The sequence below is a fragment of the Nostoc sp. NMS7 genome, assembly GCF_017115085.1.
In the GTDB taxonomy this organism is placed as follows: domain Bacteria; phylum Cyanobacteriota; class Cyanobacteriia; order Cyanobacteriales; family Nostocaceae; genus Nostoc.
In genome coordinates this window covers 1-15061 of sequence record NZ_JABXKJ010000151.1, presented here as the reverse complement: position 1 = coordinate 15061, position 15061 = coordinate 1, and the positions used below count along the sequence as shown (strand labels likewise).

The following is a 15061-nucleotide window of genomic DNA, read 5'->3' as shown; positions in this document are numbered from 1 at the left end:
ATATTCAGCTTGGTTTGAATGCAAGTAGGGCAATTTGGAGCTTTTTTCAACGCCACAGTTTGAGATAAACCATCCAGTTCCCCAAATATCCATTCCATAGAGCATGGTAGTATTTGGGGGTGTAAATCGAGGCTTTTAAAATGGCAAGAACCGTGTTTCCATCATCATTTTATTGCGACTGTGGACATCAATCGTATTTCTTTGAGAATACCGTCTCTGAGATGGAAAAAACTTAGTATTTGGTTACATTTCGTCTGACACTGTAAAATCCCAGACATCATCCTCCCACCAAGCTTGAGAAATAATATTCTGAACATCGCAATCATTATCTTGAACTGAAGAAGGTTGATAAAGTCTTAAATTAAGCGCTTCGGCAAACCTAACATCGTATTCATAAAATATCTTTTTGATGAGAGGATTGACTCCATCGGGATAGATATAAAAACAAACTAATTCTTCTCTTTCTGAAATTGCCACTAGTTGACGCGCTACGACTTTACCTTCTGAGTTTCGAGCATAGAGAACCTGTTTATTAATATCTAGAAGAACCGCAACTGCTGAATAAGAACATAACCCTCCAAGTGCGAGACAACTCCCCACATAAGTACCCAGTTTTAATACCTCCAGTGGTTCGTTCTCTAACTTAATCTCAATGATGCCAAACCCATCAACTTGAGATGTGTATTCAATTCCCTCTGTCCACATTTTGATATTGATACAACTATGCTTTTTTAACCAAGTTTGTGTCAGCGGATGATTAAGTAAATAATCTAAATTACCTCCCCAATAAGCCTTCAAAAACTTTCTAAAAGAACGAAAATTATCATCAATAATACCCAACATTGAAAGAGCATGTTTAATATTTTCCGGTTCGGGATTGACATCAAAATCGCGTTTCAATGTATTCAGGGTCAAATGTTCCAAAATATCCAAGCGGGTAAGTTGAATTTGCTTACATATCTTCTGGAAACCACGATTGATTTGCTGTTCACTTAAAGATATTTTTCCTTGGACATAATCGCGGATTTTGCGTGGAATTGGGTTACTAAATTGGGAACCACATTGGCTATCAATAAATTCACAAGCATCCTTTATAGGGAGTAGCGTAATATTCTCAGTCATGATGGAATGTTGGCTGAATGCTTTGACCACTTTTTCACTTGTGGGAGCATTAAGAGTTCCCAATAACTTGGCAACCTTAAAGAGTTTGTGAGGGAAGTCAATAAAACATTGGATAATAAAATTACTCAATTGTTTGCTAATTGGTGCAATTCCCTCTGCAATTAACTTACTATTATTATCTAAATAACAAGCTTCTTCAAGACGTAAAAAACTAGCATCGGGTGCATTGAGAAATACAGATATATCTGCGGTTTGTAAATAAGTAATAAAAACCGCTATCGCTTTTACTGCATGACTCTTTTGACTAAAAGGAGACTGAGCTAAACGTTCCACTATTAAGTATGCATCAGGAATCAAATCGAGTTCGGAAGTTTCGATCCAAAACCAATAATAAAATTTCAAATCATCAATTGCTTTTTGCTGATATTTTTCTGTAATTCTACTTAGGAGATTTTCAATGTTATCAACTTGCCCTTTTAGAAACTTCCACTTGTATTTTTGAGTTTCAGCCTCCCTATTTGTTTCCGGGTATAAAGAGATAGCCCAACGATAAAAATTGAGATATTCATAGGCAATCTCTTTTGGATATTTCGTCCAATCAATGCGTAAAATAATGTTACCGAAGCCTGAAAGTTGTCCACATTTTTCCCAAATATCTAGGGGTAGGGGAAACCTATACTCACCAACATTTCCCAGATGAGCAATTAATTTTTCTACAGCTTCTTCTGGAAATAGGCAATCTCCATCTAATCTATCTAAAGAGTCAAACCGGTGATCATCTGATGGATACTTAGAAGTTAATTGAAATCCACCCAGCATATAATCTACAGAAATACCTTGATTAAATGCAATAAATAAACAATCAAGTCGGTATTCATAGTCGATATCATCTGTTATTTGGTTGAATCGCTCAAGATCATCTAGAGAGAGTGGGTCAGTAGAATAAATCTGAGTTTCAATCAAGATGGAAGTGAAAGTAAGACGACGTGACTCAGGTTGTTGGGCAATAATGTGACACCATTTTAATGTCTTATTACCATTATTGAGACTTAGCAAACGACCGAACGCGAGTAAAAGATTAAAGTTGCTGTCTAGTCCAAGTCCCCAATAGATCGATAAATATTCATTTACATTTTGCCAATTCAAACCCTGTAATGAAAACCATAAATATCGATGAAAATTTATAGGTAGGGAAGGATAATCTACAGCAGCATGTAGATGATAGTGGAATGCATAATATGGATCGATAATTAAATTTTCCTTGGGTATCGATGACAAAGAGCGAATATCGTACCCCACTCTTTGAAGTTTTTTCAAAGCCTTTACCCAATGTTGGCTTAATCTTAAAAGTAGTTGGTTTTGAGATTTGCGCTCGCACAAATACAATCTCAAATCAACTTGAGTAAATATCTTAGGTTTTGGTGGTTTATACTTAGTTCCTTTATATGCTCTAGGATTTGCTGCTGTTGCTTTAATTATCTGCTTTGGACTATTTATTGGTAAAATTGGCAACATTGCCTCTGCTTCTAACGGTTCGGATACCGTTTCCAGCAAAATTACTAAAACATGAAAAAGAGTTTCCGCATCCAGTTCGTCAACACAACTAATAAAATTCCATGAAGCAATTAATTGCTCTTTCTTGGGAACGAGCGATGTTGTCAATAATGAGAGAGGAGATTCGACAATTTCATATAGACCCTGTGTTGAATCTATACCCATTCTGGTTGGATTATCAGTTTTTGGATCTAGTTGATGTCGAACTCGACTCACCCAACCCATCAGACCATTGGGTTTTCTAATTAAACTGAGCAAACAGTCCATAAACAGTGCTTAATTCATAATCTAATTTTATCAAAAAAGGCAGAGGGCAGTTCTTGCTGCAAGCAGTATTCCCAACTGAGCCTCCAGCAAGAACCTCTTGCCCAAAGGAATAATGGGAGCAACGCGATTTGGTGAGGTGCTAAAAATTAGGGGTATAAATGACCTGTTTAATAGTGCGATCGCAGCGAAATACCTGTTTTTATTGAGAATCTAGCTATGTAACTGAGAATTAAACCCCGATCTCACTTTTTCGCGTTGCTCCCAGGAATAATTGTATTGCCCATCTCTTCTTTTGAGCGATGGCGCTGTTTCGCCCGCCGTAGGCCATTATCCATAACTTTGACCTCAAACGTGACGATGGCACCACTGCTGCCCAACGACTCTTTGGTAAATCATTCCCTGACAAGTTTTGAGTCGGTTCTCCTACAAATGGGAGAGCTACCCAGACCCAGACGTACCTTAAAAGCTCGAAAGTCCCAAAAGCCTACCGTACAAGCTGTCCCGGCTTAAGTTGCTACCCCCTCCGCGCCGCCAAGATGGATGCGATTCTCTCGGATTTTCAGATGAAGATGAACCGGGAAGATATTGTTATTCGGTTTTATGAAGATTTTTTGACAGCCTACAAGCCACAGATGCGAGAACGCCGGGGTGTTTATTACACACCTGAGCCTGTGGTATTTTACATTGTGCGTTCTGTAGACCATATTTTAAAAACAGACTTTAAACTATCAGCACTTGCAAGAACTTTAGCGATGAAGGCACTTGCCGTTCAAACCGCCAAAAGTGGCGGCGCTCAACACAGCTTGACTAACATAAACTGTTAGAGAGAATTGAACTTAATGAAGAAGGATTGAACTGAATGAATAATAGCCCCATGAACAACAACCCTGCCACCCCTCCTGCACAATGCCCCTTCCGGGGAACCCGCATTGGCGGCGCGCTCGGCTCCAATCCGCAAGTCGATGATTGGTGGCCGAACCGACTTCAGGTAGAACTGCTTCACCAAAATTTGCCCCAAGCTAACCCACTGCGAGATTTCGATTACAAAGGAGCCTTTGGGAAGCTTGACTTTGAACAGTTGAAGAGCGATATCAAAGCACTGCTGACCGATTCAAAGGACTGGTGGCCCGCCGACTATGGGAATTATGGACCTCAAATGATTCGCATGGCGTGGCACTCAGCAGGCACCTACCGGATCGCGGATGGTCGGGGTGGAGCGAGTCAGGGCATGCAACGCTTCGCACCCATCAATTCGTGGTGGGATAATGGAAACACAGATAAATCACGACGGCTGCTCTGGCCCATCAAGCAGAAATATGGTGCGGCACTAAGCTGGGCTGATCTGATGGTTCTGACGGGCAACTGCGCGCTCGAAATCATGGGGTTTAAGACTTTCGGTTTTGGTGGCGGTCGCATAGATGCCTGGGAGGCGGATCGCTCGACATACTGGGGACCCGAATTCTGGAACGGCGATTCGGTTGACGATGTTAAGGAACACCCTGGTCATCCTGATGAGATGGTCACTCGCACGATTCGGTGGGTTGGGAAACCGAACGAGCAATACTACGACCTTGAGAACCCGCTAGCGGCTTCGCACCAAGCGCTAATTTACGTCAATCCAGAGGGTCCAAACGCTGAGGGCGACCCCTATGGCTCGGCGCGAGACATTCGCGAGACGTTTGCGCGGATGGGCATGAATGACGAAGAAACTGTCGCGCTGATTGCAGGGGGTCATGCCTTTGGCAAAAGTCATGGCATGGTTTCGCCGGACAAGATTGGTCCAGCCCCGGAAGCCGCGCCGATTCAGGCGATGGGTTTGGGGTGGCAGAACCCTGAAGGCACTGGGTTTGCCGAATATACAATGACGAACGGGATCGAAGGATCGTGGACTCCAAATCCAACCCAGTGGGACAACAGTTACTTAACAAATCTTTTTAAATACGATTGGGAACAGACAAAGAGTCCAGCAGGTGCCATTCAGTGGAAACCGAGCAATCCTGATGCGCCAAAGACACCGGATGCCCATCAACCGGGCGTTGAGTACCCGTTAATGATGATGACTTCGGACATTGCCTTGAAGGTCGATCCGGTCTATCACGAAATCTGTCAGCACTTCTTGGGTGACTTCGATTACTTCAGCGATGCGTTCGCGCGCGCTTGGTATAAGCTGATCCATCGAGACATGGGTCCGAAAACGCGCTATCTTGGTCCGGAAATCCCAGAGGAAGATCTGATCTGGCAAGATCCAATTCCGGCACTGGATCATGATGTCGTTGATGCCGCCGATATCAATTTTCTCAAGGATCAGATTTTAGCGAGTGGACTCTCTGTTTCGGCGCTCGTGTCAGCCGCTTGGGCAGCGGCATCGAGTCACCGCCATTCCGACAAGCGCGGCGGCGCAAATGGGGCGCGCGTTCGCCTCAATCCCCAGAAAGACTGGGAAATGAACCGCCCGCAGGAACTCGGCGAGGTGCTATCGACCCTTGATCGCATTCAGGCTGACTTTAACGGCGCTCAGTCGGGCAACAAAAAAATCTCGATAGCGGATCTTATCGTCCTCGGTGGTTGTGCTGCGATCGAGAAGGCTGCACAAGACGCTGGGTTTTCTGTTGCCGTGCCGTTTACTCCGGGTCGGATGGATACGACTCAGGAGCTGACAGATGTTGAAATGTTTAATTGGCTGAAGCCAGTTTCGGATGGTTTCAGAAACTATCACAATGAGGCTGTTGGCTACAAGGTGAAGCCGGAGCGTATCTTCCTGGATCGAGCGCAGCTCCTCACGCTGACCGCGCCTGAATGGACGGTTCTTGTCGGCGGACTTCGCGCGCTCGATCAGAATTGGGATCATTCAAAGCACGGTAGCTTCACTGACCGTCCGGGCGTCTTGACCAATGACTTTTTCCGTGTCCTGACCAGTATGGACTACGAGTGGAAGCCTGTTGACAATCGCGAGATGCTTTTTGACATTTGCGATCGCGAAACCGGTGCAGCGAAGTTCACCGCAACCCGCTGCGATCTCATCTTCGGCTCGAACGCCCAACTGCGTCAGATTGCTGAAGTCTATGGCGCTGATGACGGTCACGAGCGGATGGTCAAGGACTTCGTCGCAGCCTGGAACAAGGTGATGATGCTTGATCGCTTCGACGTTGGCGCTGAACAGACCCCGTAAAGTCTTGAGCGCTCAACACGCCCGAACTCCACGGGTGTATCGCTGCGCTTTGAAGAACTCACCGTGGATAAGAACGCTGCTTATCCACGGGCAGCACAGATGTAGGGTGTTGATTTTGTTCGATAAACTCTCAAGTATTTTCATGCAGTTTCTGTTTCTCTTTCTATCGCGCTCACGACGGCTGATGCTGTCCACCACCATGCCCTCTGCTTCTACTCCAGAACAGTATTTGAAAAAATAAGCCACCCTCCAAGAGTGGCTCAAAGTTTCACCCCAGAATTTTAATCACCGCCGCCAAAATTGCTGGTGCTTTCTCGTTACTGGGAATGAATACCCGCTTGCGCCATTGGATAATTTCTGTGAAACATCCCACAGTCACAAGTCGGTCAGCCAAAGATAAAGCATTAACCAACTCAATCCGGCGTTCGCTGGCAATAGTGGAACAACGTAAGGTTACACCTCCGGGCAACTGTTCGGAATATCGCTCGTTAAGTACCAGATGAACTAATTCTTCTGGACTTAAAAGCTTGTTCTTCATACCCAATTGCTCGGCAACTTGGCGAATATTCTCGGCATTAACTACTCGCCCTAACACTTTCTCTCCATTGCTCAATTGCAATCGAAAAACTCGGCTATTCTGGCATGGCAGAGTTTTCCAAATCGGCAGAAGAATGCCAGTTACAAGGTGAATGTAGTCAGTCGTGAATTTGGGCAATTCATCCACTTCCTTTGACCAAGCTGCAACAAATTCGCGTGTTGAAACCTGCTTCCATTGAGAGGCTTGTAACTTGTCTTGTGGTACGCGAGTTTCCTTCTGTGGTCGTACCAACAAAACCCTTGGCACTACCCCACCTTGATCATCAAAGATACTGTGAGTGGGAATGCAAACTGCGGCACTACCTGACTTGGAATTGACTATCAACCGTCCTTGGTAGTTCGTGGCAAATTCAACCGCTTCAGCAGCAGTTTTGATGTCAGTCTTTTGGACACGCTCTATCTTCAAGTAGTTAGTTACGCTACCAGTACCAGGATGAGTATAAACAGACTCAATGCTGGCACCAGTGAACCGTTCGGCTCGAAGTGTTTCTACCCCAACCTCAAATATCCCATGAGCGATCGCCGTTTCAATCTGTTGACTTAGCAGCAACTCAAACCTCTCGAAAATGAGATTCTGCATTCTAATTCTTAAAGCCAGCAGACGATTGAGAAACTGCCGCAAAGGTGGTAAATCGATTTTCATTCCTCCTTCAGTGGAAGTCAGCGATAACCCAGTCATTTCCTCAAAGGTTCTGAGTGGGACTTGTGCAAATCTACCCTGATAAATCTGCTTAAACAATTCATACAAAGCATACTCCGCATAGTTCGACTCAAGATTGTCCTTAGTATCGAATATACCGTTGCCGCCTGTTTGCCTTTGTCCACGGGTAAGTGCGCCGAGACTATCCAATCTCCGAGCGATTGTCGAGATAAACCGACGTTCACCTCTAACATTAGTAGTCACAGGTCTGAATATTGGTGCAGACGCTTGATTCGTCCTGTGACTCCGCCCAAGTCCTTGTATGGCGTTATCAGCCCTCCAACCAGCTTCTAGAAGGTAGTGCGATCGCCGTCTCCGATTAATAGCATTCAAATCAGCGTGATAACTGCGACCAGTACCACCCGCATCACTGAAGATAAGGATTTGTTTTTCATCTCCCATAAATGCCGTAGTTTCAGCTATGTTCGCGCCATTGCCTCTTGAATCCACAAACAGCCGTCCCGTAGAGTCTTTCAGAACTCGCTTGTTTCGTCCTGTAACTTCAGCAACTTGAGAGTGACCAAAATGCCACAATAGTTGTTCCAAAGCTCCGGGCATGGGGTCGAGGCTTGTTAATTGGTCAACCAGTTCATCTCGCAAAACTAAGGCTGCTTGTGAGATAATTGGTGAACCATCAGCATCAAAGATTGGTTCAGAACGTTCGTCGCCATCTTCAGATGAATGAATCTCATACAGGTGTATGGGAAATGCGCTCATCAGGTAGTCCATCATGTATTCTCGTGGAGTTAGGTCAAGGTTCAAGTCTTTCCACTCCTCTGTCGGAATACCATAGAGTTTTCGCTTCAGTAGTTCCTCATTGGTAGAAACTATTTGGATTACAACAGCATGACCAATGGCGATATCCTGCTCAATCGCTTTAATCAGTTTCGGGCATTTCATCCCAGTCAGCAAATGGTTAAAGAAACGCTGCTTATGAGACTCAAACTGAGACATCGCGGACATTTTAGCCATACGGTTGTAAGTTTTCGCGCCGGAGATGTTACACGCCTCCAATGCTTTGTGTAAATTATTATGAATAATTTGAAAAGCGTCGGCGTAACTGTCGTAGATCCTTTCTTGGGTAGGAGTTAAGTCAATTTCCAATGTGTCATATTCAACACCTTCAAAGGAGAGCGATCGCGCCAGATATAATCCCAGCGCTTTCAAATCTCTGGCAACAACTTCCATTGCCGCAATACCGCCAACTTCGATGGACTCAACGAAATCCTCACGAGATGTAAACGGGAAGTCCCCAGTCTGCCATAGCCCCAGGCGATTAGCGTAAGAGAGATTGGAAACTTTGGTAGCTCCGGTAGCTGACACGTAGACAACCCGTGCTGAGGGTAGCGCATTTTGTAGCCGAAGCCCGACAATGCCTTGCATAGATGCTTTGACCATCCCCAGCTTACCCTCTTGTGCCATCGCATTGCCCATTGCGTGACACTCATCAAATGCGATCGCACCCTCAAAGTCAATACCTGCCCAATCAATAATTTGCTTAAGCCGACTTTTATCGCCTTTTTGTGATCTTAAGGTAGAGTAGGTAGCAAAGAGAACACCTTGCGAAAAGGGGATTGGATCACCTAGTTTGATATTGCCGAGGTCGATGATGTCTTTTTCACTACCACCTAGCGCACACCAATCACGTCTTGCATCCTCAATCAGTGCCGAACTTTTTGATACCCAGATAGCTTTTCTACGCCCCTGGCACCAATTGTCTAAAACGATACCAGCGACTTGTCTACCTTTACCTGCTCCTGTCCCATCACCCAAGAACCACCCGCGTCTAAACCTCACAGCGCTTTGCTCACTGTTCGCCGCGACTGTAACGTTGTCAAGGGAGTCATCTAGCAAGTAGGAACCTGACAGGAATTCTGAGTGCGCCTGTCCTGCGTAAACAACGCTTTCAAGCTGTGCTTCAGATAACAATCCTTGTGCAGCAATATGCCCCGGTAGATGCGGCTGATACGTGGGTGCTGGTGGAGAGACTAGTGCCAGCGCTGCGCTTTCGCACAAGAGCGAAGGATGAGGTAAAGCATCTTTGATTTTTAAGCGTTGTGGGCGATAGCTTTCATAAAGTACATCTTTTAGCCCTTCGGTTGCAGTCCACTCAACAACCTCATATTCTATTGGAGCAACATCTAGAAATTGGGATATTGCTTGAGTATCTGGTATAAAGTGGCTCTGTTTTGGTTTAACAACACTCAGAGTAACTACTTTTGACGTTGGAATTTGAGCAGTACTAGTGGAAGGTTGCCATACTGGTCTAGTTGGCAGTTGCTCTATCAGCGTTAGCAGTTCGGCAAGCTCCACTGTATGTGGTATATAAGCAATATCAGTGGGATCAGCAGGCGGAACTTTATCAATCACGGTAATTCGTGTATCCATTTGTGTCCCGTGCTTGGAGTACACTTTCCCGTTGACACCCACTGAAAGCACAACTGTTGCTTTCTCCTGCATTTTGACAAAAGTTTCTCGCCAATCATCATTGCTTGGAGAAAACCAGTTGGCAGAGATTGTTACCAGTCGTCCCCCATCAGCCAGTCTTTGTAAAGCTGAGTTAACATGACGTGGCGTGGCATCTGGATTGCGATCGCTCACTTTGGGCGATGATGAAAACGGAGGATTCATCAACACTACCGATGGCTGAGTTTTACCAGCTAGGTAATCGTTGACTTGCTCGGCATTGACGCAGAATAACGGAACACCGGGAAACAAGCGCCGCAGGATTTTACTTCTGTCAATAGCCAGTTCGTTAAGCATCAGGCTTGCACCTTTGAGTTTGGCGAACTGTGCAAGAATACCTGTACCAGCACTCGGCTCTAGAACCAAATCATTGCTGTTGATTTGTCCAGCCATTGCTACCAAGTAAGCCAGGGGCAAGGGCGTAGAGAACTGTTGTAGCTTTAACTGTTCTTCTGAACGGCGGGTGTGAGTGGGGCAAAGCGATTCAAGAAGTTGCAATTCCTCCACGGGATTTTGTGGCAATCCTTTGCGTCGCAGATATAGGATCAGTGCAACCTCTACAGCTTCGTAAGCGTCCTTCCACTGCCAAGCCCCCTCTGCCGCAGTGCCAAGAAAGTATCGGTTCATTTGTGAAGAGATTATCTTTGTAGAGAGAGGGCGGTTATCAAGTAAAGGTTTAACTAGATATGAGGCAACATTCAGCACTGATTGTCCGTAGTCTAAGACAGAGATGAGGTCAAACAGAGAACCTTGTGTAGCGATTTGGCTCACCATATTTATACATATTAATTTTCCCTCGAAGTTTGGCGTAGCCATTGCTGAAGAGGACATTTCCAATTCGCAATTCAAAAATCCCCCGACTGAATAGCCGAGGGAGTAATCGTTTCTGGTAGCATTAATTAAGCAACTTTCTGGCGTGGTCTACTTGTTTTTTGTTTCGTTTTTGTAGATGTTGCTTTGGCAGTGGATTTGGTCTGATAAGAAGTTTTGGTACGCTTCGTTTGTTGCACTTCTTTAACAGGTGGCAGTAGCCTTAATGTGGGGAATGCCAGTACAAGGGATTGAGTTTTAACCGTACTATTTAAAGAGTCTAATTCTAGTGTCCAAGGATCTGGTATTGACTCGAACTGTGGCGGAATCAGGGTAATTTCTTGAGGTTCTACTTCTAGCCAGCAAGGATTAGAGATTGGTTCAAAATGAGGCGTAAATACCGAGGGTGTGGGTTCGGAAACTACTTGTGGTTGTGCAATTGAAATCATGGGTGGCAATGGCACTAGATAAAGTCCATCGATAAAATCGAAAATCATCAGCGCAACAAACAAATTGAAAATTACTTCAAGAGCCAGGGTAAGCGTAGATTGAATCGACATTTAATTTCTCCGAAATTTTGATGGTTGTCATCAGAAATTCGCGTAGCGATTCATATAAGAAACTCTTAAAGAAGTCGGAAGTCGTTCGTCTGAAGCGATGCCCTGAGCTATGCCGTACCCTTCCCTACGGGATGCCAGGGGCGAACGGGATCTTGCTACGCGCAGCGTCTCTAAGAGTTGGGTAAAGTTTTGTAATGGGGATTTAACCGCAACACAAAACTTGCCACTTGATAGTTGCTATGAAACTTAAACCCACGGAATTTGTTAAATTTATGAAAAATTAAGTAGTTCAAGAAAGCAGAAAATGCGCTGAAATCAGAACTGATGATTTTTGGTTTTGACTCGCTGGTATAACTCTTCCATTGTTTCAATAAAAGAAGCATCATTGTGCCAGAAATCAGGAAAATCCCCTTGTTTCTTAATCAAAATTGCACAGACACTACTGACAGTCGCCACTTCAATAGTTTGTGGTAATCGCCTTGTACCTAACCAAAATTCCCTAGCATTTGGCATTTTACTAAGAGATTGCTTTTCTAGCTGAGTGTACAGCGAACTAGAAAGTTCTAAAGGAATTTCCTTAGTATTGAGTTCCTGAGATAGAGCTTTTCCCAAAGGAGAATCAGCTAATTTTGCTTGAAGTTCTACTTTCGATAATCCCCGCAGTTCAAATAACAGCCAGGGATTATTATCTAATTGAGAAGCCACTAAATAGTAAACTCCAGCAATGTGCTTACAAGGATTAGCATAATCTGGACAAGAGCATTTAGTTTTGAAATCCTTACTACTATGGGGCAATAAATGTAATCCCAAATCAGAGAAAGTATCTTCAATATTTTCTGGAACTTCATTTAACAGCAATCGAGAAATAATACTAGCTTTAGAAGAAAGCTTTTGGATAGCTTCATTCCAACGTGTTTTAGCAATAGGTGTAATCTCAATCTTTATATTATAAGTTGGTTCTTTGTTAACTCCAAAATAGGGATTAACCGAGCCTCTGACTTTCGCAGTAATTTTATTTAAGTCAATCTCAAAACTTTTAACTTTACCACCGCTAGCATAAGACCGTCCTCTTTTGAGTCGGTTATCATCTGTAAAAGCTTCTAATACTTGAATAAAGCGATCGCCCCACCAAGTTCGACTAAATTTAGCCATAATATCTACTCCAAAATTGCACTCTTGTTCAATGAAATCAACCGCTTAAAGGCTTCATTATCTAATTCTGTGAGCCAAGATTCATCACTACCAACAACAGTATTAGAAAGTTTTTTCTTATCTTCAATCATTTGGTCAATTCTCTCTTCTAGAGTGCCAATAGTAACAAATTTATGCACAAAGACATTCTTTTTCTGACCAATGCGAAAAGCGCGGTCAGTTGCTTGGTCTTCAACTGCTGGGTTCCACCAACGGTCAAAGTGAAAGACATGGTTAGCTTTCGTGAGGGTGATACCTACACCCCCTGCTTTCAAGGAAAGGATAAAAACCGATGGTTCTGTATTTGGGTCTTGAAATTCGGTAATCATTTGTTCCCGACGTGGGTGACTGGTGCCACCATGCAAATAGTAAGTATTGCAATGCAGACTATGTTTGAGATGTTTTTCAATCTTTTCACCCACTTCCGTAAATTGACTAAAAATGAGTAAACTTTCTCCTTCATCAACTGCCTCCTCAACCATCTCTGCTAACCGACTGAGTTTGTGCGATCGCAGTAGTGAAAATTCGCTTCCATCTTGCAGAAATTGGGCTGGATGATTACAAATCTGCTTCAATTTCATCAGAGTTGAAAGAATCAATCCTTTGCGTTGAATCCCCTCTGCTGATTGCAATTGTTTTTCGACATCTTTCACCACCACTTCATAAAGCGATGCTTGCTCTTGGGTGAGGTTGGTGTAGAGTTTTTGTTCCACTTTATCTGGCAAGTCATTAATAATAGATTGGTCAGTTTTTAACCTTCGTAAAATTAGAGGTTCTACCAGTTTTTTCAAGGTAGCTGATTTTACGCGGTCATTATCTTTTTGAATCGGAATCTCGAAGATTTTCCGAAACTGGGCTTCTTTACCCAAGTAACCAGGATTGAGAAAGTTAAAAATTGACCACAAATCCAATAAGCGGTTCTCTACAGGAGTGCCTGTTAATGCCAGTCGGTGTTTAGCTTTTAGTTTGAGAATAGCTTTGGTTTGGGCAGCTTTCGGATTTTTAATATTTTGTGCCTCGTCCAGCACTAAACGTTGCCACTCGATGCTACTCAATAGTTTTTCATCTTTGCGAACTAAAGTAAAGGAGCTAATTATCACATCGTTTTGTTGACAAGCAGCTTTGAAATCAGCCAGATTTTGCAGCCTAGTGCTACCATGATGTACCATAGTTTTTAAATGAGGCGCAAATTTGGCAATTTCCTTCTGCCAGTTGCCGACAACAGAAGTAGGGGCAATTAATAGTGTGGGTAAGGGAGATAAGTCAGTAATTTCTTCCCCTACTCTCACAGATGAATGCAACTCCTTCTCTTGCACTAATCGGGCAATCACCTGCACCGATTTACCCAAACCCATATCGTCTGCCAAACAGCCATTTAACCCCAAATTTTCCAGATATTGTAGCCAGGAAACACCACGCTTTTGATATTCTCGGAGGGTGCCTTGCAGATTATCAAGTTCAGAAATTGGTTCTAGACGACTTTTATCTTGTAGTTTTGCTATCATCTCTGACAAAGCTTCGTCATGTTCAATTTCCCATTCCTCCCCAACTTCAGCACTGCGTTGCAGAAACTCCAGTAAGGTCATCTGGGGTTGTTCGGAGCCTTTTGACTGCCAAAATTCGAGTAACTGTTGCATTTTATCCCGGTCTAATTCCATCCATTGACCGCGAAAATGCACCAGAGGAGTTTTAGCATTAATCAGTTGTTCCCATTCAAGAGGTGTAACAGCTTGCTCCCCAATTGCCAACTCATACTGATACTCCACCAGTGAATCTGAGCCGAAATAGCTTTTTGTTTCCCCTTTAATTGCAGCAAGCTTGCGACCCGATGCTTTGAGGCGAATTTTGGCACGACGACGACCTGTGGGAGTATACCAAGCAGGTACAATTACTTTGAATCCTGAATCTTCTAACACCCAAGCACTTTCTTGAAGGAAGTCAAATGCTTCATCTAAGGTAAGTTGCATTGCCATTGGACTGGCTGTTTCCAATCCAAGCCAAAGTTTGGGATACATCCGCGCTGCATACCCCAGATTCAACAGCAAATTTGTTTCAAAATCTTTTCCAAATTCTTTCTGGACACCAGTTTTGGTAATTTGATTCATTGTCCAGTAGTCTGCTAACGCCAACTTCAGGGAGGGGTCTTTTTTACTGGCTACTAGAAATTGAATTTGCCAATTGTCTATTTGTTCAGAAGAAGGAGAGTGTAACTGGAAGCAGAGATGAAAAGGTGAATCAGCTTGAGTGCGGGTAATTTTAGTTTTCCACACCAACCATTGCCGATATTCTGATAAGGCAGTATTTGTTGTTAGTGGGTTATGTTGATGAGGAGAAAAGCAAGATTCAATTAGAGAATCAGCAATTTGTTTGTCAAAAGCGGCTGTAGATGGGGTGTGAGTCACTAAATCGTCAAGTACAAATTCGGAAAAGTGACGCAATAGTGTTTCTCGATCAAAAAACTCAATGCGATTGCTAGTTTTTGCTGCACCTGCCACACAAATTAGTGGCATATATTCAATATATTTAAGAATATTTGCTTCATATTGTGACGAGATAATTTCCCAGGTGGGATAAATTTCAAATGCTGCTTTATCAGTCTTGCTTTTGCCTTTTTTCTTCGGATTT

At 43.7% G+C, this 15061-nt stretch carries 9 protein-coding genes; 4 read left to right on the top strand and 5 right to left on the bottom strand.

Annotation, left to right across the window (positions count from 1 at the left end):
- Positions 1–243: 243 nt before the first annotated feature.
- Positions 244–2637, bottom strand: a complete 2394-nt coding sequence (locus HWQ38_RS15800; protein ID WP_292795037.1) for a hypothetical protein — start codon at positions 2635–2637, stop codon at positions 244–246.
- 101 nt (positions 2638–2738) lie between these two features.
- Between HWQ38_RS15800 and HWQ38_RS15795 the strand changes: the two genes are divergently transcribed.
- The 4 genes from HWQ38_RS15795 to katG all read left to right on the top strand — a co-directional run bounded on the left by HWQ38_RS15795 (position 2739) and on the right by katG (position 6112).
- A complete protein-coding gene (locus HWQ38_RS15795) occupies positions 2739–2921 on the top strand; it encodes a hypothetical protein (protein ID WP_292795036.1) in 183 nt (60 codons plus the stop codon).
- Positions 2922–3269: 348 nt separating this feature from the next.
- On the top strand, positions 3270–3356 hold the full coding sequence (locus HWQ38_RS40465) for a DUF6399 domain-containing protein (protein WP_366933300.1): 87 nt from the start codon (positions 3270–3272) through the stop codon (positions 3354–3356).
- A gap of 150 nt (positions 3357–3506) precedes the next feature.
- The gene (locus HWQ38_RS15790; protein WP_292795035.1) at positions 3507–3767 is read left to right on the top strand and encodes an N-6 DNA methylase; all 261 of its coding nucleotides are present in this window, start codon (positions 3507–3509) and stop codon (positions 3765–3767) included.
- A 50-nt stretch (positions 3768–3817) separates the two neighbouring features.
- Positions 3818–6112, top strand: coding sequence for a catalase/peroxidase HPI (katG, locus tag HWQ38_RS15785; protein ID WP_292795034.1), 2295 nt, complete (start codon positions 3818–3820; stop codon positions 6110–6112).
- A gap of 268 nt (positions 6113–6380) precedes the next feature.
- Here the strand turns inward: katG and HWQ38_RS15780 are convergent, their stop codons facing one another.
- From HWQ38_RS15780 to HWQ38_RS15765, 4 genes are all read right to left on the bottom strand, one after another.
- The gene (locus HWQ38_RS15780) at positions 6381–10649 is read right to left on the bottom strand and encodes a strawberry notch family protein (RefSeq protein ID WP_292795032.1); all 4269 of its coding nucleotides are present in this window, start codon (positions 10647–10649) and stop codon (positions 6381–6383) included.
- A gap of 125 nt (positions 10650–10774) precedes the next feature.
- The gene (locus tag HWQ38_RS15775) at positions 10775–11245 is read right to left on the bottom strand and encodes a hypothetical protein (protein ID WP_292795030.1); all 471 of its coding nucleotides are present in this window, start codon (positions 11243–11245) and stop codon (positions 10775–10777) included.
- 315 nt (positions 11246–11560) lie between these two features.
- A complete protein-coding gene (locus HWQ38_RS15770; protein ID WP_292795029.1) occupies positions 11561–12397 on the bottom strand; it encodes an SWIM zinc finger family protein in 837 nt (278 codons plus the stop codon).
- A gap of 5 nt (positions 12398–12402) precedes the next feature.
- A partial coding sequence (locus tag HWQ38_RS15765; RefSeq protein WP_292795028.1) for a DEAD/DEAH box helicase occupies positions 12403–15061 on the bottom strand: 2659 nt, incomplete at its 5' end.